Source organism: candidate division KSB1 bacterium (genome assembly GCA_034521575.1).
Lineage (GTDB): Bacteria > Zhuqueibacterota > Zhuqueibacteria > Residuimicrobiales > Krinioviventaceae > JAXHMJ01.
The window spans coordinates 2312689-2338205 of record JAXHMJ010000005.1; the positions used below are offsets into that span (position 1 = coordinate 2312689).

The 25517-nt window shown below is 40.6% G+C and carries 39 protein-coding genes; 1 reads left to right on the plus strand and 38 read right to left on the minus strand.

All coding sequences use genetic code 11. From position 1 onward, the window contains the following. Nucleotides 1-5: 5 nt before the first annotated feature. From U5R06_23340 to U5R06_23350, 3 genes are all read right to left on the minus strand, one after another. Nucleotides 6-848 carry an SPASM domain-containing protein gene (locus U5R06_23340; protein ID MDZ7725676.1) on the minus strand — a complete coding sequence of 281 codons (843 nt, stop codon included), beginning with the start codon at nucleotides 846-848 and terminating at the stop codon, nucleotides 6-8. Continuing rightward, nucleotides 736-1206 carry a hypothetical protein gene (locus U5R06_23345; GenBank protein ID MDZ7725677.1) on the minus strand — a complete coding sequence of 157 codons (471 nt, stop codon included), beginning with the start codon at nucleotides 1204-1206 and terminating at the stop codon, nucleotides 736-738. Before U5R06_23345 ends, U5R06_23340 begins: the two co-directional genes overlap by 113 nt. Before the next feature lie 69 nt (nucleotides 1207-1275). Beyond that, nucleotides 1276-2286 (minus strand): PfkB family carbohydrate kinase, encoded by a 1011-nt coding sequence (locus U5R06_23350; GenBank protein ID MDZ7725678.1) that lies wholly within the window; start codon nucleotides 2284-2286, stop codon nucleotides 1276-1278. Nucleotides 2287-2462: 176 nt separating this feature from the next. Here U5R06_23350 and U5R06_23355 point away from each other — a divergent pair, with 176 nt between their 5' ends. Beyond that, nucleotides 2463-3431: a hypothetical protein gene (locus U5R06_23355; protein ID MDZ7725679.1), complete on the plus strand. Its 969-nt coding sequence runs from the start codon at nucleotides 2463-2465 to the stop codon at nucleotides 3429-3431. A 368-nt stretch (nucleotides 3432-3799) separates the two neighbouring features. Here U5R06_23355 and U5R06_23360 read toward each other — a convergent pair whose 3' ends face one another. The 35 genes from U5R06_23360 to U5R06_23530 all read right to left on the minus strand — a co-directional run bounded on the left by U5R06_23360 (nucleotide 3800) and on the right by U5R06_23530 (nucleotide 25137). After that, on the minus strand, nucleotides 3800-4087 hold the full coding sequence (locus U5R06_23360; GenBank protein ID MDZ7725680.1) for a HigA family addiction module antitoxin: 288 nt from the start codon (nucleotides 4085-4087) through the stop codon (nucleotides 3800-3802). Beyond that, on the minus strand, nucleotides 4084-4365 hold the full coding sequence (locus U5R06_23365) for a type II toxin-antitoxin system RelE/ParE family toxin (GenBank protein MDZ7725681.1): 282 nt from the start codon (nucleotides 4363-4365) through the stop codon (nucleotides 4084-4086). The genes U5R06_23360 and U5R06_23365 overlap by 4 nt, the downstream gene beginning before the upstream one ends. Nucleotides 4366-4797: 432 nt before the next feature. Beyond that, complete coding sequence (locus tag U5R06_23370) at nucleotides 4798-5190, minus strand: PIN domain nuclease (protein ID MDZ7725682.1); 393 nt, start codon at nucleotides 5188-5190, stop codon at nucleotides 4798-4800. Next, nucleotides 5187-5381, minus strand: a complete 195-nt coding sequence (locus U5R06_23375) for a type II toxin-antitoxin system VapB family antitoxin (GenBank protein MDZ7725683.1) — start codon at nucleotides 5379-5381, stop codon at nucleotides 5187-5189. The genes U5R06_23370 and U5R06_23375 overlap by 4 nt, the downstream gene beginning before the upstream one ends. Nucleotides 5382-5518: 137 nt before the next feature. Beyond that, nucleotides 5519-5728 carry a DUF6364 family protein gene (locus tag U5R06_23380; protein MDZ7725684.1) on the minus strand — a complete coding sequence of 70 codons (210 nt, stop codon included), beginning with the start codon at nucleotides 5726-5728 and terminating at the stop codon, nucleotides 5519-5521. 223 nt (nucleotides 5729-5951) lie between these two features. Then, nucleotides 5952-6212 carry a Txe/YoeB family addiction module toxin gene (locus U5R06_23385; GenBank protein ID MDZ7725685.1) on the minus strand — a complete coding sequence of 87 codons (261 nt, stop codon included), beginning with the start codon at nucleotides 6210-6212 and terminating at the stop codon, nucleotides 5952-5954. Then, nucleotides 6212-6466 carry a type II toxin-antitoxin system Phd/YefM family antitoxin gene (locus tag U5R06_23390; GenBank protein MDZ7725686.1) on the minus strand — a complete coding sequence of 85 codons (255 nt, stop codon included), beginning with the start codon at nucleotides 6464-6466 and terminating at the stop codon, nucleotides 6212-6214. Before U5R06_23390 ends, U5R06_23385 begins: the two co-directional genes overlap by 1 nt. A 506-nt stretch (nucleotides 6467-6972) precedes the next feature. Continuing rightward, complete coding sequence (locus tag U5R06_23395; protein ID MDZ7725687.1) at nucleotides 6973-7233, minus strand: toxin-antitoxin system HicB family antitoxin; 261 nt, start codon at nucleotides 7231-7233, stop codon at nucleotides 6973-6975. After that, on the minus strand, nucleotides 7226-7660 hold the full coding sequence (locus tag U5R06_23400; protein ID MDZ7725688.1) for a putative toxin-antitoxin system toxin component, PIN family: 435 nt from the start codon (nucleotides 7658-7660) through the stop codon (nucleotides 7226-7228). The genes U5R06_23395 and U5R06_23400 overlap by 8 nt, the downstream gene beginning before the upstream one ends. Nucleotides 7661-8202: 542 nt before the next feature. Continuing rightward, nucleotides 8203-8448 (minus strand): DUF2442 domain-containing protein, encoded by a 246-nt coding sequence (locus U5R06_23405; GenBank protein ID MDZ7725689.1) that lies wholly within the window; start codon nucleotides 8446-8448, stop codon nucleotides 8203-8205. A 4-nt stretch (nucleotides 8449-8452) separates the two neighbouring features. Beyond that, entirely contained in the window at nucleotides 8453-8710 is a 258-nt protein-coding gene (locus U5R06_23410; protein ID MDZ7725690.1) for a DUF4160 domain-containing protein, read from the minus strand. A 323-nt stretch (nucleotides 8711-9033) separates the two neighbouring features. Then, complete coding sequence (locus U5R06_23415) at nucleotides 9034-9261, minus strand: hypothetical protein (protein ID MDZ7725691.1); 228 nt, start codon at nucleotides 9259-9261, stop codon at nucleotides 9034-9036. Further along, a complete protein-coding gene (locus U5R06_23420; GenBank protein MDZ7725692.1) occupies nucleotides 9258-9470 on the minus strand; it encodes a DUF6364 family protein in 213 nt (70 codons plus the stop codon). The genes U5R06_23415 and U5R06_23420 overlap by 4 nt, the downstream gene beginning before the upstream one ends. A gap of 170 nt (nucleotides 9471-9640) precedes the next feature. Then, the gene (locus U5R06_23425) at nucleotides 9641-10018 is read right to left on the minus strand and encodes a hypothetical protein (GenBank protein ID MDZ7725693.1); all 378 of its coding nucleotides are present in this window, start codon (nucleotides 10016-10018) and stop codon (nucleotides 9641-9643) included. Between the two features lie 5 nt (nucleotides 10019-10023). After that, nucleotides 10024-10275, minus strand: coding sequence for a hypothetical protein (locus tag U5R06_23430; GenBank protein MDZ7725694.1), 252 nt, complete (start codon nucleotides 10273-10275; stop codon nucleotides 10024-10026). Between the two features lie 474 nt (nucleotides 10276-10749). Continuing rightward, a complete protein-coding gene (locus tag U5R06_23435; GenBank protein ID MDZ7725695.1) occupies nucleotides 10750-10962 on the minus strand; it encodes a DUF6364 family protein in 213 nt (70 codons plus the stop codon). 327 nt (nucleotides 10963-11289) lie between these two features. Then, a complete protein-coding gene (locus tag U5R06_23440) occupies nucleotides 11290-11499 on the minus strand; it encodes a DUF6364 family protein (protein MDZ7725696.1) in 210 nt (69 codons plus the stop codon). Nucleotides 11500-11682: 183 nt separating this feature from the next. Then, nucleotides 11683-14178 (minus strand): putative Ig domain-containing protein, encoded by a 2496-nt coding sequence (locus U5R06_23445; protein ID MDZ7725697.1) that lies wholly within the window; start codon nucleotides 14176-14178, stop codon nucleotides 11683-11685. Between the two features lie 82 nt (nucleotides 14179-14260). Continuing rightward, nucleotides 14261-14677 carry a PIN domain-containing protein gene (locus U5R06_23450; protein ID MDZ7725698.1) on the minus strand — a complete coding sequence of 139 codons (417 nt, stop codon included), beginning with the start codon at nucleotides 14675-14677 and terminating at the stop codon, nucleotides 14261-14263. Nucleotides 14678-14771: 94 nt separating this feature from the next. Then, complete coding sequence (locus tag U5R06_23455; protein ID MDZ7725699.1) at nucleotides 14772-14882, minus strand: DUF6364 family protein; 111 nt, start codon at nucleotides 14880-14882, stop codon at nucleotides 14772-14774. A 535-nt stretch (nucleotides 14883-15417) separates the two neighbouring features. After that, entirely contained in the window at nucleotides 15418-15672 is a 255-nt protein-coding gene (locus tag U5R06_23460) for a DUF433 domain-containing protein (GenBank protein MDZ7725700.1), read from the minus strand. A gap of 208 nt (nucleotides 15673-15880) precedes the next feature. Then, a complete protein-coding gene (locus tag U5R06_23465) occupies nucleotides 15881-16312 on the minus strand; it encodes a PIN domain-containing protein (protein ID MDZ7725701.1) in 432 nt (143 codons plus the stop codon). Further along, complete coding sequence (locus tag U5R06_23470; GenBank protein MDZ7725702.1) at nucleotides 16309-16518, minus strand: DUF6364 family protein; 210 nt, start codon at nucleotides 16516-16518, stop codon at nucleotides 16309-16311. Before U5R06_23470 ends, U5R06_23465 begins: the two co-directional genes overlap by 4 nt. Before the next feature lie 185 nt (nucleotides 16519-16703). Beyond that, the gene (locus U5R06_23475) at nucleotides 16704-17297 is read right to left on the minus strand and encodes an MjaI family restriction endonuclease (protein ID MDZ7725703.1); all 594 of its coding nucleotides are present in this window, start codon (nucleotides 17295-17297) and stop codon (nucleotides 16704-16706) included. Next, on the minus strand, nucleotides 17294-18601 hold the full coding sequence (locus tag U5R06_23480; protein ID MDZ7725704.1) for a DNA methyltransferase: 1308 nt from the start codon (nucleotides 18599-18601) through the stop codon (nucleotides 17294-17296). The genes U5R06_23475 and U5R06_23480 overlap by 4 nt, the downstream gene beginning before the upstream one ends. Before the next feature lie 340 nt (nucleotides 18602-18941). Beyond that, nucleotides 18942-19067 carry a hypothetical protein gene (locus U5R06_23485; protein ID MDZ7725705.1) on the minus strand — a complete coding sequence of 42 codons (126 nt, stop codon included), beginning with the start codon at nucleotides 19065-19067 and terminating at the stop codon, nucleotides 18942-18944. Then, nucleotides 19064-19273 carry a DUF6364 family protein gene (locus U5R06_23490; protein MDZ7725706.1) on the minus strand — a complete coding sequence of 70 codons (210 nt, stop codon included), beginning with the start codon at nucleotides 19271-19273 and terminating at the stop codon, nucleotides 19064-19066. The genes U5R06_23485 and U5R06_23490 overlap by 4 nt, the downstream gene beginning before the upstream one ends. Before the next feature lie 157 nt (nucleotides 19274-19430). After that, complete coding sequence (locus U5R06_23495) at nucleotides 19431-20285, minus strand: hypothetical protein (protein ID MDZ7725707.1); 855 nt, start codon at nucleotides 20283-20285, stop codon at nucleotides 19431-19433. A gap of 117 nt (nucleotides 20286-20402) precedes the next feature. Next, the gene (locus tag U5R06_23500; protein MDZ7725708.1) at nucleotides 20403-21443 is read right to left on the minus strand and encodes a hypothetical protein; all 1041 of its coding nucleotides are present in this window, start codon (nucleotides 21441-21443) and stop codon (nucleotides 20403-20405) included. Between the two features lie 128 nt (nucleotides 21444-21571). After that, nucleotides 21572-22048 carry a hypothetical protein gene (locus tag U5R06_23505; GenBank protein MDZ7725709.1) on the minus strand — a complete coding sequence of 159 codons (477 nt, stop codon included), beginning with the start codon at nucleotides 22046-22048 and terminating at the stop codon, nucleotides 21572-21574. A 37-nt stretch (nucleotides 22049-22085) separates the two neighbouring features. Continuing rightward, nucleotides 22086-22742: a hypothetical protein gene (locus U5R06_23510; protein MDZ7725710.1), complete on the minus strand. Its 657-nt coding sequence runs from the start codon at nucleotides 22740-22742 to the stop codon at nucleotides 22086-22088. A gap of 70 nt (nucleotides 22743-22812) precedes the next feature. Further along, the gene (locus U5R06_23515) at nucleotides 22813-23424 is read right to left on the minus strand and encodes a hypothetical protein (protein ID MDZ7725711.1); all 612 of its coding nucleotides are present in this window, start codon (nucleotides 23422-23424) and stop codon (nucleotides 22813-22815) included. Nucleotides 23425-23562: 138 nt separating this feature from the next. Then, a complete protein-coding gene (locus U5R06_23520) occupies nucleotides 23563-24291 on the minus strand; it encodes a hypothetical protein (GenBank protein ID MDZ7725712.1) in 729 nt (242 codons plus the stop codon). Between the two features lie 217 nt (nucleotides 24292-24508). Further along, on the minus strand, nucleotides 24509-24931 hold the full coding sequence (locus U5R06_23525; GenBank protein ID MDZ7725713.1) for a PIN domain-containing protein: 423 nt from the start codon (nucleotides 24929-24931) through the stop codon (nucleotides 24509-24511). Then, a complete protein-coding gene (locus U5R06_23530; protein ID MDZ7725714.1) occupies nucleotides 24928-25137 on the minus strand; it encodes a DUF6364 family protein in 210 nt (69 codons plus the stop codon). The genes U5R06_23525 and U5R06_23530 overlap by 4 nt, the downstream gene beginning before the upstream one ends. Nucleotides 25138-25517: the final 380 nt, after the last annotated feature.

Sequence of the window (25517 nt, forward strand, 5' to 3'; positions counted from 1 at the left end):
AAGCGCTAGACAAATTTGACATCGGATAAAAACAGATCGCAGCAGCGGTAACAGGCCGGAAACAGTCCGCGGTTTTTCAGCTCCCGCCGCCAGCTGCGGTAACGGTCGCCGTTCCAGATATCCGTGAACGGCTGTTCGGTAATGTTGCCGCAGATATAATCCGGGAAATCCGGGCACGGCGTCACATCGCCGTTTGGCAGAACATAGCTTTTCACATACACCGCATAACAGGTGTGATGCCCGAATGTTTCGTGAATGTTTTCGTAATAGGTCTGCACCTGGTCCGGCTGCAGAAACGGCGACATGCTGACGGGCAGCCGGGATTTGTTTCTGAATAGTGTTTTCAGCTGCTGCTGGATACCGCTGTATTTGCGGTGCCGGTCCGGGTCCAGGATAACATCCGATTCGAATGGACGCCAGGACGGCGCATCGGTCGCGAATACGTTTTTCATGAATGTCTCATACGCCTCACCGGTTTCGCGGGTGGTGAACCAGGTCCAGTTGTAACCCAGACTGTCCGCGTTCAGGTCCTCGGCGATGGGAATGAGATCGGCGATGGTGTCGAAATTATATGGACTGATGGTGCCGCGCACGCGGATGAGCGGGTGGCTGACTCCGAGGCGTTTCTTGTGCGCCTGAATGGCCTCCAGACCCTGTTGGACGCGTTCGAACGTGCCCCGGCGTCCCCGCACCTCATCATGCACCTGGCAGGGTCCGTCGATGGAGATGATCAGATCATCCAGTCCGGAGCGCACGATTTGTTCGGCCAGACGTTTCAGCGGCAGACCGTTGGTGTTGACCTGAACGGTAAGGTGATGCGACTTGGCATATTCGATCAGCGGGATGATATCCGGGTACAGAAACGGTTCGCCGCCCCATAGATGAGAGGTTCGGCCGCTGCGGTTTCAGCTCGTCGATGAGCTGCTTGTACGGCTCCAGCGCCAGTCGCTGCTGAAAGTATTCCGGCGGCGCATACTTGATGTCACCGGGGCTGTGGCCCTCGCGCGGCTGGCCGCACATTTTGCAGCGCAGATTGCAGGCGTTGGTCAGTTTCAGACACACCGTAGACGGCGGATGCGCGCGGCCCTGACCGGCGCGGTAATCGGCTTGGGCGAACCACTTGTCGCGCAGCGTGGTGCGGATCTTGTTCAGGGCCAGACGCGGATTCTTCCGCAATAGACGGGCTATTTTGAATAAAGCGCGCATAACTCTCCGGGTTTTAGATCAGAATAAGGTACGGAAAATTCACGGGACTGCAAAGATTGAATTTAAGGTTCAGCGAATGACGCCGGGACGCAGCAGCTGCGCGTTGGCACGCGCACAGTCGATGCCCTGCTGAATCGCCTGTTCGATCGAGCCGCGGCCGAGATACGCGGCGAGTCCGGCGGTGAACGCGTCACCGCAGCCGATGGTGTTGACCGGCTGCAGGGGCTCGGGGATGAGGCGGTGTATCCTGCCCTGGTGCGCATAACGCACGGCCCGACTGCCGTCGGTTAAAATGCAGAGGATACCCTGCCGGTCGAGTTTAAGCATTTTTGCCTCGATGGTTTGCAGCGTTTCCTGGCTGTCCGGATCGGCGTCCGGGAAAAACGTGGCCGCAAATTCGCTGAGATTGGGTTTGATCATGTCGGGCGTATAACGCAGCGCATGCACCAGATCGGCGCCGCGCGTGTCCAGGATCACCCGTTTCGAGCGCTGTTTGGCTTCACGCACCAGGTCGGCGTGCAGGGTGTCGGAAAACCCGGGCGCTTTGCTGCCGGAAATAATCAGACCGTCGACGGCATCGATACACTTTAAAAAGGCGTCGAAGAGGCGGGTCCCGGTTTCAGGTTCAATCCGGCGTCCTTCTTCGACGATTTCGGTGGTGGTGCGGCGCGCGCGGTTGAGCAGGGTGGTGCAGATGCGAATGTCCGTGCCGGATTCCACGCGGTTCACCCGCAGCTGATCCTGCGCCGCAAGTTTCAGAAACAGCTCAAGGAAATGCCCGCCCGCCTGCGTCAGGTGCAGACAGGAGCCGCCCAGCTGCTGCAGCACGCGCGTGACGTTGATGCCCTTGCCCGAGGCGTCCAGCCGATAATCGCGGCTGCGGTTGACCCGGTTTTCCTGCAGATCGTCCAGGATCACGGTTCTCTGAAGCACCGGGTTCAGGCAAACGCTCAAGTATGTAGAGTTTTGTGACATGTGCAAAGGTACGAACATCGGGTGCAAAATCCAATATCGGATTTGCCGGGATTTTTTTAAAAAAGTAAAAATTTGGGAATAATTATCATAAATTAATTTGTTCAATCAATATAATAAAGAATGCAGATTTATCCAAACCAGAGTAGAGTCTTCACAGGCAGACAAAGCTGCCTTGTCGGGGTTTTCGAGTACCGCTGACCGAATTTTCTAATCCGATATCATATTTACATCTGTTTCTGCATTTGCATGAGGTATGGAAAGATTATTTGCGGGGTATGCAAATGGATTATGTCACATTCAAGATCGGTAATGTACCGGTCTGTTTTTGGGGAAACAACCTAAAGGAACGAAATCGGACCTTTTTGCAAACGATTGATCCGAATTACTATGCCTATACGGCTCGGGTTCACCGGAATCATCTGAACACGGACAGCCGCATGCTCGCCGCCCTGGCCTTGCGTCTGAATTATTATCAGGCACTGGAAACGTTTTTCACGCTGGTGGGGGCGGGACTGCAGGCGCCGTTTTGTCTGTACGGATGGATTCAAAAAGCGCGCGACAAAAAGATTAAAACCCTGCTGCGCCGTATCAACGCGCGAAACGAAAGCATATCCAATGCGCTGCGACTGGACACGGTGTCCTGGTACGAGATCGCCAAGCGCATCCATCAGGATGTGGATGTGAATGCCAATCATAAACTCAATCTGATCCGGTTTTTCGGGGAAACCTGGGAGTTTTTCGGCCGCGAATTTCTCAGCGAAAGCAGTCAGAGTGAATACGAAGAACTCAAGCTCGGCAAGCGGTTGATCAAATCCGCCGGTGTCTTTGATCTGGAAAAATTCTCGGTCGCCGACAGCACATTGTTGTCCAAGTTTAACAAAGTCTATGATATTGATCAGTCCGGCAAGGTCTATCAGAATAACCACTATGCCGAAGATTGCAATATTTCCTGGTATCCCGATTTTTGTTACTCGGCGGCATTGATGCTGCGCGATTCCATCAATAATCTGCTGTCATTTCTGAAAGAGGTCAACGGCATCACCAAACCCGTTCCGCAGTTTTATTATCCCGCGGATTTTACCAGTTCCAAGAGCGCCGTCGATCAATACAAACAGCTGAATACCGTGTTCGAACACTCGGAAAAAATTGCCAAATCGGATATCTATCCCATGTCCGCGAACGAGATGGAGAATAACATCCGCAGCATCCAGTTGTTCCGGCGTCAGGCTTGGGGCGGACGTCTCCATTGAACACCTTTTCATGGAACGCCAGGTCATTCGGAATAGAAAAAAGCAAAAGCAGGGCGACGAGGTTCGTCGCCCGTGAGCGTCGTTCTCAATCCGACCAAAGCAAAACAAGCAACGAACTAGACGAACATAAACATGTCCCGGTGTTAATGGCTATGCCAGGCGAGACGGATGTCTCTGAACACTCTGTCCGTGGCGGATTTTGTATGAGAATAAAAAAAGAATCACGCAAAGCAGCAAAGATCGCAGAGGTAAACAGGGAATTCCGATCCGACTATGTGTCCTGGTAGTACGAGCTCTTTGAAAATTAATATTCTCAGGCAATGAGTTGAAAACAATAATTTTATAGCCAGAGCGTTTATTGGCGTCTTTTATACCAGCATTAGCTTTTCCAGGTCTTGAATATTCATCTTTTGTCGAGTCTTCCAGAGATCAAAATTGTTTTGCATCATCAACCAGCTTTCCGGAGTCCTGCCCAGGGTTTTTGAAAGTCTGATCGCCATTTCAGGGCTCACGTTGCTTTCTCCTTTAATCACCCGACTGAATGTGGATGGAGATATTTTAAGCTTTGCAGCGACATATCGGATGCTCAACTGATAAGGTTCAAGATATACCTCGCGAATAAATTCTCCCGGATGAGGTGGATTGTGCATTCTCATGAGTGATAGTCCTCATAGTTAACAATATAAACATCACCATCGATAAATTGGAATGTGATTCGCCAATTTTTGCTAACATCAATGGCCCATGACTTTTGCATTTTACCTTTCAAGCAATGCAAACGAAATCCTGGCAGATCTAAATCGTCTAATATTATTGCGGTATCGAAAGCAGCCAGCCGGATTCGAAGCTTTTTCTCATGTGCCGGCTGAATACCGGACGTGGTGCCGGTTTCGTAAAATTTTTGCAATCCTTTGTGCTTGAAAGATTTTATCATAGTCCAACATAACAACTTGTTGCGCAACATGCAACATAAATTTGTTTTTTCAGGTGAATGCTTTATTGCATAATATAATTAAAATTTTTACCCAGAACGACAGCCCCAAAGCAGGTAGGACGCATATAAAAGCCATCCAAATACCCTTGCTCCCAGAATCGATCCGTGTCGATCCGTGTTTTCCGTGTTCTATTGGAGGGTGAACCTCCGGCAGTTCTGCGCACCGGAGTGGAACCGCGTCGCGATCCGTCTTCCGGGTCTCACAACGTTCGGGCCTCGATCACCGCCACCGCCTCCCGAACCGCATACACCCGATTCTTTGACCCCTCAAACTCGCTTAAATCCCGGGCCCAATGCAGGGCGACGAGGTTCGTCGCCCGTGAGCGTCGTTTTCAATCCGGCCAAAGAGAGTCGTATATCGGATCTTCTGCTCTATCTCTTTATTTTCAGACCCAACAGGGCTTCCATAGGATCAAAATCGCGGTCGTTGTGCAGCAGCTCAAAACCGTTTTCAATACAAAACGTAGCAATGATGACATCAATTGTTTTGCGTACGGTCACTCCGCCTTTGCGTAATCGTCTAAAGTTCTGTGCGGCATGCAACGCGATTTGTTTTCCGACAAAGTCATGATACTCCAGATGGTCCATGATCTCTTTGGCGGCTTTGTAATCTTTTTCGTGACGAAACCCCTGAAGAAATTCAGTGATGATCAGATCTCCGGTAATGATCCGGTTGTGATCCAGCTCAGAATCGAGCAGGTTTGTATGAGGGGCATCGATACCCCGCACATAATCAATCCACACGGATGTATCGACAACAATCATTGATCCGTTCTCATGCTGTCAAGGTCACCTTCCCATTTGAGCTTTCCTCTGTATTTTCGGATCGTTGACTGGCTTTTGACGGCGATTAATAATTTTAATCCTTCTTCCACAGTGGCTTTTTTGGTTTTATGATCAGAGAGCTTGAGCGCTTTGTGCATCAAGTCATCATCAATGATGATATTGGTTCTCATGTTTTGTCCCTAAAATGTGTATATATTTACTTATTATACACATTGAATTGTAATAAATCAAGTGTTTTTTTCAGGTTTGGATGGGTATAAAAATTCCATGATATTCCATATGAGATTCAGTTCAATACAGACTGTTTTCATAACCGGGTATCCTCGTCGAGTTTGTGCCCCTGCAGGATGCCGTGCAGGGCTTGCGTTTCTTTGGATAGTTCCTCTGGATGAATATCGTCTTTGAGCCGCTGCAAAACGTTTTCTACGAGATGCGAGATGGATTGCCCTGTTTGTTTAGAATAGCGGTGCGCGAATGTGATGAGTGCTTCGTCGATGTAGAGGGTCTTTTTGTTCATGGTGGTGTCTCTACGTTATGGATTGGTAGATTTATACGTATAACTTTGATCGCTTTTTACTGTTTGGTACCGGCGCACTGAACATATTGTTGCTTATTATAGCTGTGCCGGGCGAGACGGATGTCTCTGAATAGTTTGCGCCCGGGATGGATATCCCGGGCGATCGATTTGCGGTCAAACGAAAGCCCGCGTGGCGTATTACAGCCTGTTGGGCTGCGTGTCCTTATTTGTCGTAATGATATTTACAACTGTAAATATAGATGTGCTTATCTTTGTATTTATATACTAGGCGATGTTCTAAATCAATTCGTCGAGACCATAAACCTGCTAAATCATATTTTAAAGGCTCAGGTTTACCTTTTCCTTCAAAAGGAGTCCTTTGAATATCTTTTATCAGTTCATTTATCTTTTTGACTATCCTTTTATCCTCTTTTTGCCATGAGTTATAGTCTTCCCATGCATTTTTTGTAAAAGTAACTAGCATTATTCGTTCTTGAAGGACTTTTGAACTGTTTTTCCCTCGTTCATTTGCCTAATTGACTCATAAAGTCTATCGGCATTGGACTTGGAGCTTAATAAATGTACTGTTTCCATTATTGAATTATACTCATCCAATGAAATCATTACAGTTCCCTTGCCACTTTTTCTTTTTATTATAAGAGTTTCGTTGTTATCTTCTACATCATCCAGGTATTTTTTTAGTTTTACCCGAAATTCTGAATAATTCGCTGCAATCATAATCAAATCTCCTTGTTATTATTCAAGTACAAATTTACGTACTTTATTAATAATTATCAAGTTTATTTAAATATTTTTCCTCATCCATCAGCAGCCCAACGTCTGTGTATATGCTATTGTTCTTATAATGAAAGAGGTCATTTATACGTATAAATTTGATCGCTTTATGCAGGTTTGTCCCGGTATTAATGGCTGTGCCGGGCGAGACGGATGTCTCTGGATACTTTGTTTTCCGGAAAAAAATAGTATCACGCAAAGCAGCAAAGATCGCAGAGGTAAACAGGGAATTCCGATCATCATATTTGTCCCGGTTGTACAAGCTCTTTGAAAATAAATTTTAGCAGGCAACGGGATAAAATAAAAAGCCAGAGCGTTGATTAGCGTTCCTTATGCCAGCGTTAATTTTTTCAGATCTTGAATATTAATTGTTTGTTGGATCTTTTCAAAATTGTTTTATATTTTTCCTTTAGCAGATGCGAGCGAAATCCCGGCAGGTTTAGGGGGGCTTAATTTACAGTATCCCAATTTTCTACTTTTCGACCTGGGATTTTATTCAAGATATTATCTACCCTTGATTTCAATTCCGGGATAGATTTGTTAGCAAGCCTGTTCTCAAGATCTGATAATGCTTCTATTTTAGTTAGCTGCTCATTTAGCAAATAAGCTGACAACTGATTAATTGAAACACCCTGTAATTTCGCTTCTCTTTCCAAACGTTGTTTTAATTCACGTGGTACTCTTAGAGTGACAATGTTCGTTTTATTCATCTTTATCTCTCCAGTATTTTATGAATTCACTTGGAGTTGATATTTTAAATGATTTGTATTTTAATTCACCGGATTTAAAGTCTTTTACATTCGATGTAATCAGAAAATCGCTATAACTTGCAAACGCACATTCAATAAAAATATTGTCCTTTTCGTCAACAAGATTAGGCCTTTGTAAAAAATAAATATCATGTTTTTTTGCCAATAAAGCCAACAAATCAAGAATATCTTCTATTTCATTAATTGTCAAATTCAATTTTATTAATTTATCTGGTCTTGTCAGTACATCATAATACTCGAAATAGGTCGATGGTGAAAGTGCAAATTGTATTTCCTCATTGATAATCAATTTAAAAATTAAATGTGAAGCACCTTTTGAACTATAGAGTGCTGAAAAAATGACATTTGTATCAATTGTGATAATCATATTTATATGATAGCAAATACGTTTACAATTGTCAAGAAAAATTTTATAGGTATAACATAAAGCAATGGCGGGGCGGAACCCCGGCGCGATCCGTGTTTTACGCCCCCAAAACCGCCACCGCCTCCCGAACCGCATAAACCCGATTCTTTGACCCCTCAAACTCGCTCAAATCCCGGACCAATGTAGGGCGACGAGGTTCGTCGCCCGTGAGCGTCGTTCTCAATCCGCCCAAAGCAAAAGAAGCAACGAACGAAACGAACAAAACTGTTTTCCGAACTGCCGGGTGAGCCTATTCCCTATGAGATTCAGATCAATATAGGCTGTTTTCATAACCGGGTGTCCGTGTCGTGTGTGTGCATCTGCAGGATGCCGTGCAGGGCTTGCGTTTCTTTGCATAGTTCCCCGGGATGCATGTCGTCTCTGGGCCGCTGCAGGTGATTTTTGACGAGATGCGAGATGGATTGCCCGGTTTGTTGTGAAGTGCGGTGCGCAAATTCGATGAGCGGTTTGCCGAATGTACAGGACGAGTTTTAATTTACGGATTAAGCAGGGATTTTTATATTTTCGTATAGAAATTCCGGGGCGATATCAGCACCGTTGGGCCAGTATAGCGTATGAAAATCCGGATGTATTTTGAACTGTTTAAACAGATTTAAATCCTTGAGTGGTTCAAATATTTCTCCGTATAGTTCCTGACTGAGGTCTATATCTCCTTCTGTTCCCTCATCAAAACGCAGATGAATAATATAGTCATGCTTATATTTAGCATTTATAACTTTGGGTATCATATACTTACTCCAATGGTGCAATTTTATTTGGGTGATGTCCCGTTTGGATCGAGTTCCAGGCTTCAAGCAACTCACCCTGATGCAAGTCAAGCCATTCAAGCACATGACGGAGGGCACGTTTTGGAAAATCTCCATGAACGATACCGTTTTCAATTTCGACGGTAATCTGGTATTCTCCGTACACTGCATGAAAATGAGGAGGCGGATGTTCTCGTGGAAAAATTCCAATCACGATTCCAAGAAACCTAGATATCTCTGGCATAATTTTACTATTCGTATTATCCTGAGGTTATAATGAATTTTTCTAGTTTACAGTGTATAAAATATATTATTGTCTATTATCTAATCATTTTCAAGTAAAAAATCAAGAAAAAACTGGGTTAACAGTTCATCGGAATATCCATGCAGTGAATACACAGTTGCCGTTTCTGGCTGGGCCAGCCTATATGGACGCCTATAAAGGGCACCCAGACGCCCTTGCTCCCAAAACAGATCCGCGTTTTATGCGTTATCCGTGTTCTATTGGAGGATGAACCTCCAACAATTCTGCGCACCGGGGTGGAACCCCGACGCGATCCGCTCAAATCACGGCGCAAAAGCAGGGCGACGAGGTTCGTCGCCCGTGAGCGTCGTTCTCAATCCGGCCAAAGCAAAAGAAAGCAACGAACGACACGAACAAAACCATTTTCCGAATAGCCGGGTTTTAAGCCTGCGTTTGACACAACCGTCAAACACGCCGACGGCCGCCGCGTGCTCGAGTTGGGGGGTGAGCCTATCCCATATCAGATTCAGTTCAATACAGGCTGTTTTCATAACCGGGTGTCCTTGTCGAATGTGTGCCCCTGCAGGATGCCGTGCAGGGCTTGCGTTTCTTTGCATAGCGCCTCCGGATGGGTGTCGTCTTTGAGCCGCTGCAAAACGTTTTCGACCAGATGCGAGATGGATTGCCCTGTTTTTTGCGAAGTGCGGTGCGCGAATTCGATGAGCGGTTTGTCGATATAGAGGGTGAGTTTTTTGTTCATGGCGGTGTCTCTACGTAATGGATTGGTGGATTTATACGTAGAAATTTGATCGCTTTTTGCTGTTTGGTACCGGCGCACTGAACATATTGTTGCTTATTATGGCTGTGCCGGGCGAGACAAATGTCTCTGGATGTTTTGGGCCCTGGATGGATATCCCGGGCGATCGAAAATTAATTCTCCGGCAGTGACGATAATTTAATGCGTTTATATGCATTCCTTTTTTTATCCTCAGGATGCGGTTCAATGCCTAATATAGTAATTTCGCCTTGATTGGGGCCATAGGTCCAAAAAATTCTTCCTGCAGAGGGTACATTATTTTCCAAGTAAGACTGCCAGATTTTTATACCGTATTTTTGCGTGAGAGGAGGTATTTCGTGAGAATTGAGACTGTTATGTCTGGGATTATCGGAAAGCAATCGAAGAGTTTTGACAAGTTTTTTGAATAATTTGAGTTCGACCGTGGTTAGTTGGTCATGATCATATTTTTTATTCATTTCGTTCCAAAATGTCTCCACTTCCGGAATACCCAAACGAATGGTAAACGGCATAAAACTTATTCCTCATTCTCAAACTTTGAGAGATCAATGGGTTCAGATACTTTGCCCATTTTAAAATTGACAACAGATGTTTCAATCATCCTGAGAGACTTTTCTGAAAGCTCATCTGTTTCTATCAACACCTGCGGTGACAATTCAATCTTGCCGTCGCTTAATTCTCTCACTTTATAATGATTATATTTTGCCCCTCGGATGGTTAAACGTTTTTTATTGTCAAGTTTTGCTTCATATTCTTTAACGATTTTCATAATTCACCTCAAATCAAAAACAGTGGGATTTCCCACAATATATCTTAAAATATATGCAAAGTCAATAACTTTTTTCATTATCCATACTCTATCAAGCCGTTTAACCGGCGCGGAATCTGGGAAAACTGAGGCGGGAGGCACATAAAGGGCACACAAACGCCGTTGCTCCTGGAACCGATCCGCGTCAATCCGGCCAGAGTAAAAGAAGCAACGAACAAAACGAACCAATAATATTTTTAAAATGCAGCCCGTCTATGATTTGCTGCCGCTGCATACGAGACGACAATGCGGTGATCTCGTGTTATGAAAAAATATGCAACGAACGAGACGAACGACACGAACAAAACCATTTTCCGAACGGCCGGGTTTTAAGCCTGCGTTTGACACAGGCGTCAAACACGGCGGCGGCCGCCGCGTGCTCGTGCCGGCGGGTGAGCCTATCCCGTATGAGTTTCAGATCAATGCAGACTGTTTTCATAACCGGGTGTCCGTGTCGAGTGTGTGCCCCTGCAGGATGCCGTGCAGGGCTTGCGTTTCTTCCGATAGCTTTTCCGGATGGATGTCGTCTCTGAGCCGCTGCAAGTGGTTTTCGACGAGATGCGAGATGGATTGCCTCGTTTGTTGTGAGGTGCGGTGCGCGAATGTGATGAGCGGTTCGTCGATGTACAGGATGAGTTTTTTGTTCATGGCGGTGTCTCTACGTAATGAATGAGGTTGTTTGTACGTATAAAATTGATTGATTTTTGCTATTTTGTTTTGGTGTTACTGAGAATATATCGTTCCTGCGTTTGGCTGTGCCGGGCGAGACGGATGTCTCTGAATAGTTGTGCGCCCGGGATGGATATCCCGGGCGATCGAAATGTAGGGCGACGAGGTTCGTCGCCCGTGAGCGTCGTTCTCAATCCGGCCAAAGCAAAACAAGCAACGAACGAAACGAACAACACGAACAAAAATGTTTTCCGAACTGCCGGGTGAGCCTATTCCCGATGAGATTCAGATCAATATAGGCTGTTTTCATAACCGGATGTCCTTGTCGAGTGTGTGCTCCTGCAGGATGCCGTGCAGGGCTTGCGTTTCTTTGGATAGCTCTTCAGGATGCATGTCGTCTTTGAGCCGCTGCAGGTGGTTTTCGACGAGATGTGAGATGGATTGCCCCGTTTGTTGCGAATAGTTGTGCGCGAATTCGATGAGCGCTTCGTCGATGTAGAGGGTCTTTTTGTTCATGGTGGTTTCTCTACGTAATGGATTGGTGGATTTATACGTATAACTTTGATCGCTTTTTACTGTTTGGTGCCGGCGCACTGAACATATTGTTACTTATTATGGCTGTGCCGGGCGAGACGGATGTCTCTGAATAGTTTGCGCCCGGGATGGATATCCCGGGCGATCGAACAAATTGCTTCAGACTCATTTTAATAACGTACACTTTATTACTTTATTATATTTTATCGATTTGCATTGAATAAAATAAATACCTGATGGTAAATTGGCTGCATACCAAGAGAAGTCGTGTGAACCTGTGTCAAGATAACCGTCATACAAGGTTTCTATTTTTCTACCGCTGATATCATAAATTTGTAATTTAATTTCTGTATGTATCGGTATATTTAATTGAATATTTGTGCTTGGATTGAATGGATTCGGATAATTATTTGATAATAAAAAACGGGTTGGTTTATCCAACTCGTCTATAAAAGACGGTTCAGAGATAATGATATAAACAATCATGGAATCACTCAATTCACCGTCAGTAACTTTTAGGGAAAACGTTGTATCGGTTGCAGTCGTTGGAACCTTTCCATTAATTGAAGAATCTGTTACAGATAACCAGGAAGGATACTTGGAAAATGAATAAAATAAGTCGTTGTTCTCAGAGTCGATTGCAGTTGCATAGTATTGTAGGTTTTCTTTTTTACGAATTTTTATTGTATCCTCGGATGTAATTTTAGGATTTGAATTATTTATTAAAAGATGTGTTGTGAGAGTATCTTTTTGACTCGGATTGTCCGAATCTTGTACTTTAATAGATAATTCATAATTTCCTGATGAATCTGGAACACCTGATATTACTCCTGAATCATCAAGAGTTAATCCATTAACCAATTGTCCTGAAATAATCGACCAACTGTAAGGTGATAAACCACCACTTGCGATCAAGGTATCGTTATAACTATTTTTATAAAGCCCATTCTTTATTGAATTCGAGAGAATTGATAATTGTTTTGATGCGATAGAAATATAAACTTTTAATGAATCATAAAGTTCACCATCAGAGGCAATCAATATAAACGATGTGTCAATTTTTGTATGTGGAGTAATCCCGGTTATTGACGAGTCATTAATAACAGATAGCCAGTGAGGATAATCAATAAATTCATAGTAAAGAGGATTGTTATCTGCGTCAATGGCTGACGCATGATATGTAAATTCTGTGTCAATAAAAGTATTTACGCTATCGGATGATGTTATATTTGGTTTTTGATTTGAAATTTCCAATTGAAAATTCGCAGAATCAGAGACTGACGGTGTACCGGAATCGGTGCAATAAACTGTAATATCAAAAACCCCAGATTGTATCGGGCGACCGGTTATTAATCCATGATCAGAGTCAAGCGACAAGCCTTCTGGCAAGTCATTTTCTTTTAAATGCCATGTTACAGGTTCGATACCACCGGAATATTGAAACTGAAAGAAATAAGAATTTTTATATATTGCCGTATCAATTTCGCTTGTGATTATTTGAGGCTTTGTTGAAGATGTTATTGATACAGTTGTACTATCAGACCAAGCCGTTTCAAGATTGCTATCACTTGCTTTAGCATTTAGGACATAATTAATTGGTTGTGAGAATGTATAATCAAATTCCGCATTAAAACCAGAGATATAATTGCCGGTCCAATCTGTGACTGTATTGTTATTTATGAGCATTTGTAAACTAATTCTGTCTTTATCCGGATCAATGACAAATGCTTCAAAAATGTTTTTAGCCCGGGTATAACCAGTATAATTATTTTTTAAAAAGATCGGAATGTTGGGCGGCAGGTTGCCATTGCCTTCGAGAGAATTCAAAGAATAGCCGATATAGTATTTTATTTCATCATATGAACCTGGCAAATTAATAAACGAATCAAATACACCTGAGCTATTGGGTTGCATTGTATTATTTGAAACATCTAAAAATGTATAGTCAAGGGCTACCATTTTCCCTTTATCCATAATACATGCATAGATCAATGGATACTGCATTGAATAATTAAAATTATTTTTTACCTCGCCCTGCCATTTAAAATAATCACCATACGGTGTGATGGAAACAGATTCTAATGTAAGGATCTGATCCCACAAGATATCAGACTCGCCATATTCGACACCATAATCTACTTCAAACGCAACACTGTCAAACTCTACTTTATCTAAAAACGTATTAATAAATGAGTATTTATAGGGTGAAATTCCTGATGAACGATATGAATCAAAATCGTTATATGTGAAATCGGTAGAAATGAAACTACCATTTTTATACAGTTTAAATCTAATTTCAACCCATTTTAAATATTTTTTTTGTTTGTTCTTTATGCGCCCGAATACTTGATAATAACCTTCAGTGTATTCATAAATTTGAAAATCTATCAAGTCTAAATTATAATCTAATTCAATATTATGTAATGAGTAAATTGCATTATCCAAATCATTGTTGATGGATTCAAGTTGTTGACGAATTTCTACTATATTTTCTTTATAGCTGTTATTAGTATTTTTAGCCAATCGTGAATTCCGGGTCAGGGTGCTTTTAATTTTATTCTCTTGTGTTTTTAATTTTTGAATGAACTGTTCATTCGCTTTTGAATTAGATCCATAGGAAAAAAGGATTAGAATAAATAAAACATAAATTTTTTGATTCATTTTTCTCTCCACAAATTACTATGAACAGACTATCAACTTTGATTCAACAATGTTTATCTGATTTCCAATACCATGCCCGCTCTCAAGACTCTAAAACCACCACTGCCTCCCGAACCGCACACACCCGATTCTTTGCCCCCTCAAACTCGTTCAAATCCCGGACCACGATAATATCCACGCCGGCGTGAAACGCCAGTTCGTCGGTGACGGCTTTTTTGTACTCCCGGATTTGCGAGTGCAGGGCGTCTCTCAGGATGCTTTCGTGTGCGGTGAGCACGCTCAGGTGATCGAGCAGTGTGTCTGTGATGTGCTGCCGGAGGTTCAGCTCCACCTGCTGCCGCTGCAGGTCTGACACCAAGGCGGTGATGTCGTGCGAGCCGACCACGCCTTTCAGGCTGCGTTTGAAACAGGCGTCAAACACGCCGGCGGCCGCCGCGTGCGCGTGTTGGCGGGTGAGCATGTCCCGGATGACATTCAGTTCAATACAGGTTGTTTTCATAATAGGCTGTCCCTGTTCTGTGCCCCTGCAGGATGCCGTGCAGGGCTTGCGTTTCTTTGGATAACTCTTCAGGATGAATATCGTCTTTGAGCAGCTACAAAACGTTTTCAACGAGATGCGAGATGGACTGCCCTGTTTGCTGCGAATATTTATGCGCGAATTCGATGAGCGGTTCGTCGATGTAGAGGGTGAGTTTTTTGTCCATGGTTGTATCTCTACGTAATGAATGAGTTTGTTTGTACGTATAAATTTGATCGTTTTATGCTGGTTTGTCCCGGGCCATTAGATAAAATTATGTAACCAGAGCGTAATTTGTGTTTGGGCTCACCCGGCGAATGGAAAAACAATACTTGCAAATTATGACCACAAGAAATATTCCAGCTCGTGGACATTGATTCGCCAAACTGAAATCCCGGAATGAGTCACGCGTACTATACAGCCTAATCTCTTAACTTTTGTATTAAATGCTTTGTGACGTAAAAAACGGCGTATAAATATAGCGCTTTCTTCCTTGTTGACTGCCAAATAGACTATACAATATTTTGAATGACATAATGATCGATTAAAAAAATCATCGTCGCGGGTAAAAAATGTCGGACGTTGTGAGTTATGTAATAATGTGATAATTCCTTTGTCTGTTATCCCCTGAGTGCCAATATTTAATCCTATTTGACGAAACGGGATTCTCCAGCTTTTAAGCAATTGGCATTGGTTTTTGATGATATTTTCATCAATTATATTCATGTAACTGATGATTCTAATTCGAATTCATCTATGTGATTTATAAATGCTTTTCTTGACAAGGCAACGGCTTCGGCTATTGCTTCTTTGCTTATATTTTCTCTCCACTCTTCAATTATTGTTTCCCAATCCAATCCCTCTGCAACCTGTTCCAGTACATCAGACACAATAATTCGTGTACCTCGAAATGTCGGCTTGCCGTGACAAATTTCCGGATCGGAAACGATATATCTTCCATATAACTTTTTAATCATTTTGGGGACCTCTGAATATAAAATTCAATAATAACTCTCATTAATATAAAATATTATGTAATTTATGCAATTAGAAAATAGTTTTCCAGAGTATATAGCTTGGCAATTCATCCTATTTTGCAACCTGAAACAATGAAACAGCAGTTTTTTTTCAGCAATGAATAGCTGTTTTAACATGTAACATTCAGCAATGCTTTTTTATTCTACATCAGCTTCCCGAAAGCCAACCCTCTACAACTGCCACCGCCTCCCGAACCGCACACACCCGATTTTTTGATCCCTCAAACCCGCTCAAATCCCGGACCACCAGTAAATCCACTCCGGCATGAAACGCCAGTTCGTCGGTGACGGCCTTTTTGTAATCCCGGATTTGCGAGTGCAGAGCGTCTCTCAGGATGCTTTCGTGCGCGGTGAGCACGCTCAGGTGATCGAGCAGCGTGTCTGTGATGTGCTGCCGGTTGTTCACGTCCACCTGCTGCCGCTGTATACGAGACGCCAATGCCGCGATCTCGTGCGAGCCGATGGCGCCTTTCAGGCTGCGCTGGACACAGGCGTCAAACACGGCGGCGGCCGCCGCGTGCTCGTGCCGGCGAATGAGCATATCCCATAAAATATTCAGATCAATATAGGCTGTTTTCATAACCGGGTGTCCTTGTCGAGTGTGTGGCCTTGCAGGATGCCGTGCAGGGCTTGCGTTTCTTTGGATAGTTCCTCTGGATGCATGTCGTCTTTGAGCCGCTGCAAAACGTTTTCTACGAGATGCGAGATGGATTGCCCTGTTTGTTTAGAATAGCGGTGCGCGAATTTGATGAGCGGTTCGTCAATGTAGAGGGTCTTTTTATTCATGGCGGACTCTACGTAATGAATGAGGTTGTTTGTACGTATAAATTTGATCGCGTTTGCTGTTTTGTTCCGGTGTTACTGAGAATATATCAATGCTGCGGCTAACTGTGCCGAGCTAAACGGAGGTCTCTAAATCATAAAATTAAAATATTTAATTACGACTAATCCTACTCCGTTTAATTCAACTTTTATTTGTTTAATTCTTCCAAATCTATAGTGATACCATCTTTTGCTTTTACATAATAAATAAATTTCGCCTCAATATTTTCAGAGAGGCTTTTTTTTGATTTATATGTTTCCGGCTTGATACTTACCGGGGTTTCACCAATAAATCCATCTATCCCTTTGCTTTCTTCTAAAGGGATTGCCAGGCGATAAGACGTTTGTAGTAATTTTGCTGTTTTACTTAGAATTGCCTCTTGAAATTTCAAACCGATGAATGTTTTTATGATGACTAGATCTTTCACCCATTCTTTTACCATTTCTTTGTCAATTTCCTCTATCACACTCTTAAAGTTTTCAACCATTTCTGTGATTTTGTTTGTCGCTTTGTCAATGGCATCAGGATGTCGCTCTAAATACCATTCTTCCCATTCTTTTATTGATTTACCTGTAAATTCCTGAATTAATTCACTCATTTGTCCAACAACAGCAGGACGAGTGCCTTGAGCATTTTGATTTGCCAAATTAATAATTTGGGTAGAATATTTTGGAAATTCAACCGGTTCTGATCCGAGCAGTTCTTTCATTTCCGAATTTTTAATCTTGATACGATTTCTCACGTAATAGGCTCCTTGGATATATTTTGAAATTTATTTTGATGTTTAAAGTTGAATTCATCATCTATCGCACATAATTTGTTTTTTATCAAGTGTGCATTGATAAATGTTTTATTTTTCATATAAACATAGGCCAATAAATTGTTTTCATTATCATATTTTGTTTCGTCATATTTTAAATAGACCGGTCTTTTTAAGATTTTATTTTTTAGAAACTTGATAGCCTCAGTATGTTTATCTACCATGGGTTTGACGCCAAGTAATCTAACATTTAAATCGTTTGATAATTTGATAACATTCGGTTTTAAAATCTCTTTTACATTGAAATAATTTTCCCGTTTTACACCATTTTTTCCGTCCTCGATATTTATTTTTGATCCAAATTTCATTTTATGAGGATCCATTTTTTTATCAAAATTTACAGGATCGTGAAAAATATAGGGAAGATTATCGATTTCTTTTTCCCAATTCAGATCTGGTATGTTTTGATACTTTATAATAAACTCTTGGTCCTGAAAAAGGGTCTTTGTATCTACATTTAATTTATCTTTTATAATGGGTAAAAATTCTTTATTAATTTCATAACCGATGGAATTTCGATTACAGGACATGGCAGCTAAACAAGTCGTCCCACTACCTAAGAATGGATCCAATACCGTATCGCCAACAAATGTAAACATTTCAATGGCTCTTTTGGGTAACTCTGTCGGAAACATGGCAATATGATTGGTTTGTCTGGCTCCATTAAAATACCAATGCCCTAAAAAATATTCTTTCCATTTTTCTTTGGAAATCCTTGATTGTTCTTTTCGCTCTTTACTTACTTTTGGGGCTTTTCCCGGTTTCTTGAAGATCAGTATAAACTCATAATCAATTTCAACGATGCCATTTCTTGGAAAAGGATAGGATCCCATAACAGTGGCACCCCCCGTTGTATTCATGGTGGTTTTCTTTTGCCATATTATGGCTCCCATATAGTCAAAACCGATTGTTTCACAAAATTTGATAATTTCGGTTCTTATGGGAATTATTTTGTAACGCCCATAATAAACGGCACGCGCGAATTGATCTCCAATGTTTACCATCAATCGACAACCTGGATGTAAGACGCGAAAACATTCTGCCCAGACCAGATTCAAATTATTTATATAGCTTTCGTATGAATCAAAATATCCAATTTGCTGATCGGAACCATAATCTTTTAATTGCCAATAGGGCGGTGATGTAACGGCTAAATGTACAGATTCGCTGTCAATAGCATCCATTTTCCTTGAATCACCAATGACACAAGTATGTCTTGTTTTCATTATTTCACCCAATTTTTCAATAATATGACTTCAAACAAGATAAATGAATTTGTTTACTTTATCAAATGAAAACTGTTCATAATTATCGCATTCGATCGATTGAAGCTAAAATCAAGCAGCTCACCCCGCGTTTAAGACGCCAGCGCGATCCGTTTTTCAATCCTCCAAAACCGCCACCGCCTCCCGAACCGCATACACCCGATTCTTTTGACCCTTCAAACTCGCTCGAATCCCGGACCCAATGTAGGGCGACGAGGTTCGTCGCCCGTGAGCGTCGTTCTCAATCCGGCCAAAGCAAAACAAGCAACGAACGAAACGAACAACACGAACAAAACCATTTTCAGAATAGCCGGGTTTTAAGCCTGCGTTTGACACCGTGATCAAACACGGCGGCGGCCGCCGCGTGCTCGTACTGCCGGGTGAGCATATCCCATATGAGATTCAGATCAATATAGACTGTTCTCATAATCGGGTATCCTTGTCGAGTTGATATTCCTGCAGGATGCCGTGCAGGGTTTGCGTTTCTTTGGATAGCGTCTCCGGATGTATGTCGTCTTTGAGCCGCTGCAGGTGGTTTTCAACGAGATGCGAGATGGATTGCCCTGTTTGCTGCAAAGTGCGGTGCGCGAATTCGATGAGCGCTTCGTCGATGTACAGGGTCTTTTTGTTCATGGTGGTTTCTCTACGTAATGAATGGGGTTGTTTATACGTATAAATTTGATGACTTTTGTTGTTTTGTTCTGCTGTCACTGGCTGTGCCTTGAGTGTCTGATGTCTCTGATTAGTTCGCGCTCAGGATTTTTATCCTTGTAGATTTATAGTTCTTCTATTATTTTAATTTCTTAGGTGCTCCGATATTTATAATTTTATTATTTTGTATAGCAATATCCTGAACAATTAATGTAGCATCATTTATAAATGATAAAATATTATTCCCCACAATTTGGAATGTAGGTGTTAGTGTGCCATATTTTGCTACTAATTCTCTAATCTTATCTCGCTCATTTTTGTTTTTAATTTGGCCTATCCTATCTAATAATTCTTCAAGCAAATATCTGGGTTTAACTTTTGCCCAGTATTGTTCCGATTTTTTCTCTAAAATTTTCTTTGCAATTGGGATTAAATCTTTAATTTTATCATTTATAGATTCATCATCTAGCCAGCCAGGAGGGGAAGGAATAAAAAGTTTATAATCTGATCCCAGTAAGGTATGTGTTTCTCCTCTTTGCCAAGGCCTCCTAGAGTGAACTATAAATTTATTTCTATAGAATCTAATTTGACTATTTAACCAGAGCAACATTTGATATTGATTTTCCCAAAGGTGCTGTAATATTCCAGCATAATTTGGATTTTCTAATAAATTGACCAAATAAAAAAATGAGAATTTATTAGGTCTGTCTTGTCCTGTTGCATATGCTACACTCAAAGACCATTGATCTAATAAAATATTGCCAAATAAGTATAATGATTCAAAATCAGTTTTTAAATGCCTTGATCGGTCTTTGTAATTTTTTAATTCTTCGGCTTTATTCTCTGGAATCTGTAAATTTAATTTTAATTCATAATTGTGTATAATTTGATCTGCGAGCCATAGAAATCTACGTCCTTCATATAATCTCTCAAGAGTCAATCGCACATCCTTTAATCGTTCAAGGGCATGAACAATATGATTAGAAGAATGCATATGGACCAGGATGAATAGGCTCGATAGATTCTTTTATTGACTTGGAGAAACTGCGTAATGCAGACTCGGCTTTTTTTGCTAATTCAATTGATAATTCTTTTTCTTTGTTGAGATCATTCATAATTTATAAATTGGAAGTACTGAAATGGCATCTAGAAGAACAAATATTCTCAAAGAATTTATAGGTCTATTGTAGTTCACCGTCACTCCGTGTAAAACGGTATGACGAGTTATCCGACGACCACTAGCTGCTCTCTTCATTTCATTTTCAAAATCTGTATAAACATAAGTATTTGTCTGAAGTTGATAAAGGAGAGTGTTTGCTATTACCCAAATCAGAGAATCCATATTTATTCTAAATCTCCAAATAACCGCATCATATACCTTTTGAATCTTTCCCAGCTTTGCAGATAAATTATTCGTTAATACGTATTCATTGAGTATACCCTCTATTTGAGGCAACAAAGCTGGTATCGAAAGCGTATAACTTCCTTGATAATGAACTCTTAGAGCATCTTTAATTATATGTATACGGGGGGCAAATAAAGGATGATTTTGCCAAGTGTCAACCATATATTTCAAATTTTTGTATTCATTACGATGATAATACCCGATTATTGCATTGCTAATATATCGCGTTTTCCCTTGGACGTGTAAATCAATAATATGTTTCCTGAAATTCCGAGACATTGAAGGTGCAATTGGCCAACTCGCTGCCTTGAATGCGTCTATTGTTGCTTTATCGATTCGAACTATCTCCAGAAAGTCATCAATTATACCAGAAGAGATAATGTTCTGGAACGAAAGCTTGAAAGCAGCCAAATCAGCGGTAATCCGTTGCATCGCAAGATCAAGCCCTTTAGTTGCATCAGCAATTTGTTGAGTGCATGTCTGGTGCCTATTAGACAATACTTTTAATACCTCTAAAATTTTGTTTGAAGCATTAATCGCATCAGTCAGTTTTGACTTGTCAATAACCGATGAAGCAAAGTAAATATCGGGAACTTGAATCGAGAAATTTATTCTATTTAATTTAGACATCTGTTCATTGACATGCTGGGTTATAACTGCAAAAGTAGATTCGTTTGTTAGTGGGAGAGATGCTATTTGTGAAAGACTTTTATTAATTTGTTGCAAAATTTTATAAATATTAGCCATGTCTATATTTTATTGTTTTTTTTAATTTTGGTCTGGAAATGAACACCCTAATTTTTATCCTAACTTGAAATAAAATTATTAGATTAAGCTTTTGTTTTTATTTATTATTAATATGTTCACATTTAACACTAACTGCCAAATTCACTATATCTTTTTTTATGTGGCGAAATTTCATTCTTTAATTTTAATAAATCATTATTTGTCACCCTTCCATTGTCATGAATTTTTGTAAAAATTTTATTAATATTTTGAATATTTTTAGTTTCTGAATTTTGAAACTCGGTTATTTTTAATAATGTTTCGTACTCCTCTTTTAATAAATCATACATCCTATTATAAAACTTTTCAATGCTTTTTGATTCAATTAAGAATTTCCAAAGCAATATTATTGGGCCAAGTATTATTCCAATTAAGCTTAATATACTAAGAGTTAAATTTTTGTCTTCCTTGGTTGTAAGTTCACCAGAAATGTGTTCACCGTTCTGTGATTTGAATTCAATTGTTGTCGTTTTTTGATTTTTATTTATGTTTTCAAATTGCGGGTAGGCAATACTAAATGTAAGTATCATAGCAACAATTACTGCTGTTAGTTCTGAAAAGTTCAAATTCAGAATTCGTTTCCAGACAAACCAGATTTTATATTTAATGGGTATTTTTTTCATTTAACAACAATTTAAGTTCTTTTATGAAAGAGCTTTTGTTACCTTTATTGTTTTCAATCAGTTTATTTATGTTTTCTTTAAAAGATATTTCCTTGGGGCTAAGGATTGCTATTTTCCATTCCTTTTTAGTTTCAGGTTCAACAAGTTTGAGTGTACCATCTTCAGTTATATGTCCAACAACATTTTTGGGTAAATCCTTAATAAATGATATTTTAAATACTTCCTGTTCTAACTTCGCAGATGTTTCAGTGAGTTTCATGAATTGACTTGATAGATATTGTACATCTCTTGATATTTGTTTTTCTCCAGGAGAGAATTCTTGATTATCATTTTCACCAACTTCAAATTCTCTTTCTAATTCTCGCATAATTTTTTCAAAGGGAAATTTCCAGTTGTCCTCTAGTAAATGCCAATATTTTGGATCAGGTGGAAAAAAGAAGAATGGAAATGGGAAATATCCTCTCTCATAATACTTTCTAAAAAAGTATTCATATTCTTTATAAAATGGATAGGGAACTCTTTTTTGAATTCTTCTAAAAAACTCTTTTCTTTCTTCATGTGAAGAATTTTCAAAAGATTTGTAAATGTCTTTTAAAGCTCTTAAATAATTTCTAAAACTTTGATTAATATTTCCCATACAATATCCTTTTTGGGGTTATGCCACTCAAACGCCATAGTATAAGCTTAGTGCTGGAATTTGTAACAATTCATTTTGGTATTTTGGCTATAATTTCTGGTTTTGATAAAAGTTCTGTAATTAGCTCATTATTGTTATTTGCAGAATGATTCATAAAAACAAATTTTAGCAGCTGAATGTAATGACACAGATTATTATTCGATTCAACAATGGATTCAAAGTCTATTTTTTTATATACATAGATTTTTGATCGATCATATTCTGAAATAGTTGCTTTAGGATCAACCAATAGTAATGCCTCATTTAAATCAGGACTATATCCCCAGGTCCAATGTGCCAATTTATTTCTGTTTTTTACATTCGCTTTTGAAATTGCCATAATTGCTTTAAAAATTTTCAATTCATCTGATTCCATTTTTAGAATTGATCTAGCTGCCGCATTTATCGCAGATGTTTTTGCTGCTTGGCTTTCAAGAGATATATAAATATCTGTTGCTAATGATTTATTACCACCCAGTATCTGAACAAATAACTTTAATAAAAAGTTTTCAACATTTGACCACGATGATATGGATTCTGCTACGAGCAATGCCAAGTCCGGATGTCTAGAAAATGGACTATTGCCAACATTGCCCATTACAATTGAAGCAGACGGCATAACTTTTGATATTGGATTAGGCAATATTACTCCAGAATAAAGTTGTCTTATATTTTGTAAATAATGTTTATAGATTTATCAATAAAAAATGAAATAGCTTTTAATATTAGACAAAAAGATGCAAAATTTGATACCAATAAACGTATAGTTTGTAATTACTGCTTAATAAGCATAATTATAATCTTTAAATTTATACGATCCTTTATCCGTGGATTTCAAATGACAAAAATAATATCCATGTTTGTCATTAAAAATATCCATATACTCAATTTTCCCCGCAACAAATACAAATTTATTATTAGACTCTAAAATTTGTAGTGTATCAGGATTAAAAAGATTATTAACTTTGACTGGTGTAAATAGGCGCTCCTTTTTACCACCAATTGTTGGTACTAATGTATTCGTCATACTAAAATTGTCTGGGGGGATAAAAGAAGAATCTCTAATAAAGGTGTCATAATGAATTTTCGTAAAATAAGATGGAGTGTTTCCAAAATTACTGATAGAAAACATATAATCATGGTTTGTAGATTTCTCTATTCCATTTAATACCAGATAAGGCCTATTTGTATACTTCATTGATTCTTCAACAAGTTTTGATTGAGAATAGGAAAAAAAAGCGGATGAACCGGCAATGATTAATGCCAAAATACTAATAATATGTTGCTTCAACCATGTTTGGTTTTCTTTTCTAATTTGTGTTCGTAAGTATGCAATTCCTTTATTAGATAATATTTTGTTTTTTGGGATATATGAAGGTTCAATCCAGAACTCCTTGCTATTAAACTCAGGTAACGGTATTATTCTTTTCCTACATATATTGGTTAAATGAGTGGTTATAATTTCTATTATTTGTTCTTCAAGAAATGCATGCTCAAAGTGGAGTCGCACTTTATTTCTTCTATTTCTTTGAAGGATTTGCGCTGTTTTTCCGCATTTCGAATTTTCTTGGTATAATAATTATTTATTTTATTTTGTTTATTACGAAGCCGATTAATTTTTATTTTTATTAAAATAGGCAGATACATTTTTAATTTACCCCATCATTTAAAAATTCATCCATATTTACCTAACCACTTTTTTAATATTAATTTACTTCAATCAAAATTTAACATTGCTTATACATTCTATACCAACCCTCCCGAACCGCATACACTCGATTCTTTGACCCCTCAAACTCGCTCAAATCCCGGACCACCATAAAATCCACCCCGGCATGAAACGCCAGTTCGTCGGTGACGGCCTTTTCGTAATCCCGGATTTGTGAGTGCAGGGCGTCTCTCAGGATGCTTTCGTGGGCGGTGAGCACGCTCAGGTGGTCGAGCAGCGTGTCTGTGATGTGCTGCCGGAGGTTCGGGTCTACCTGTTGCCGCTGCAGTTCTGACGACAAGGCGGCGATGTCATGCGAGCCGATGGCGCCTTTCAGGCTGCGTTTGACACAGTGATCAAACACAGCGGCGGCCGCCGCATGCTCGTGCTGCCGGGTGAGCATATCCCATATGAGTTTCAGATCAAGATAGGCTGTTTTCATAACCGGGTGTCCGTGTCGAATGTGTGCCCCTGCAGGATGCCGTCCAGGGCTTGCGTTTCTTCGGATAGCTCTTCCGGATGAATATCGTCTTTGAGCCGCTGCAAAACATTTTCGACGAGATTCGAGATGGATTGCCGCGTTTGTTGTGAATAGTTGTGCGCGAACTCGATGAGCGGTTTGTCGATGTAAAGGGTCTTTTTGTTCATGGCGGTATCTCTACGTAATGGATTGGTGGATTTATACGTATAACTTTCGCTTTTTACTGTTTGGTACCGGCGCACTGAACATATTGTTGCTTATTATGGCTGTGCCGGGCGAGACGGATGTCTCTGAATAGTTTGCGCCCGGGATGGATATCCCGGGCGATCGAAAAGTAGGGCGACGAGGTTCGTCGCCCGTGAGCGTCGTTCTCAATCCGGCCAAAGCAAAACAAGCAACGAACGAAACGAACAACACGAACAAAAACATTTTCAGAATAGCCGGGTTTTAAGCCTGCGTTTGACACCATGATCAAACGCGGCGGCGGCCGCTTTGTGCTCGTTCCGGCGGGTGAGCATGTCTAGGATGATGTTTGTCAGATATTCAC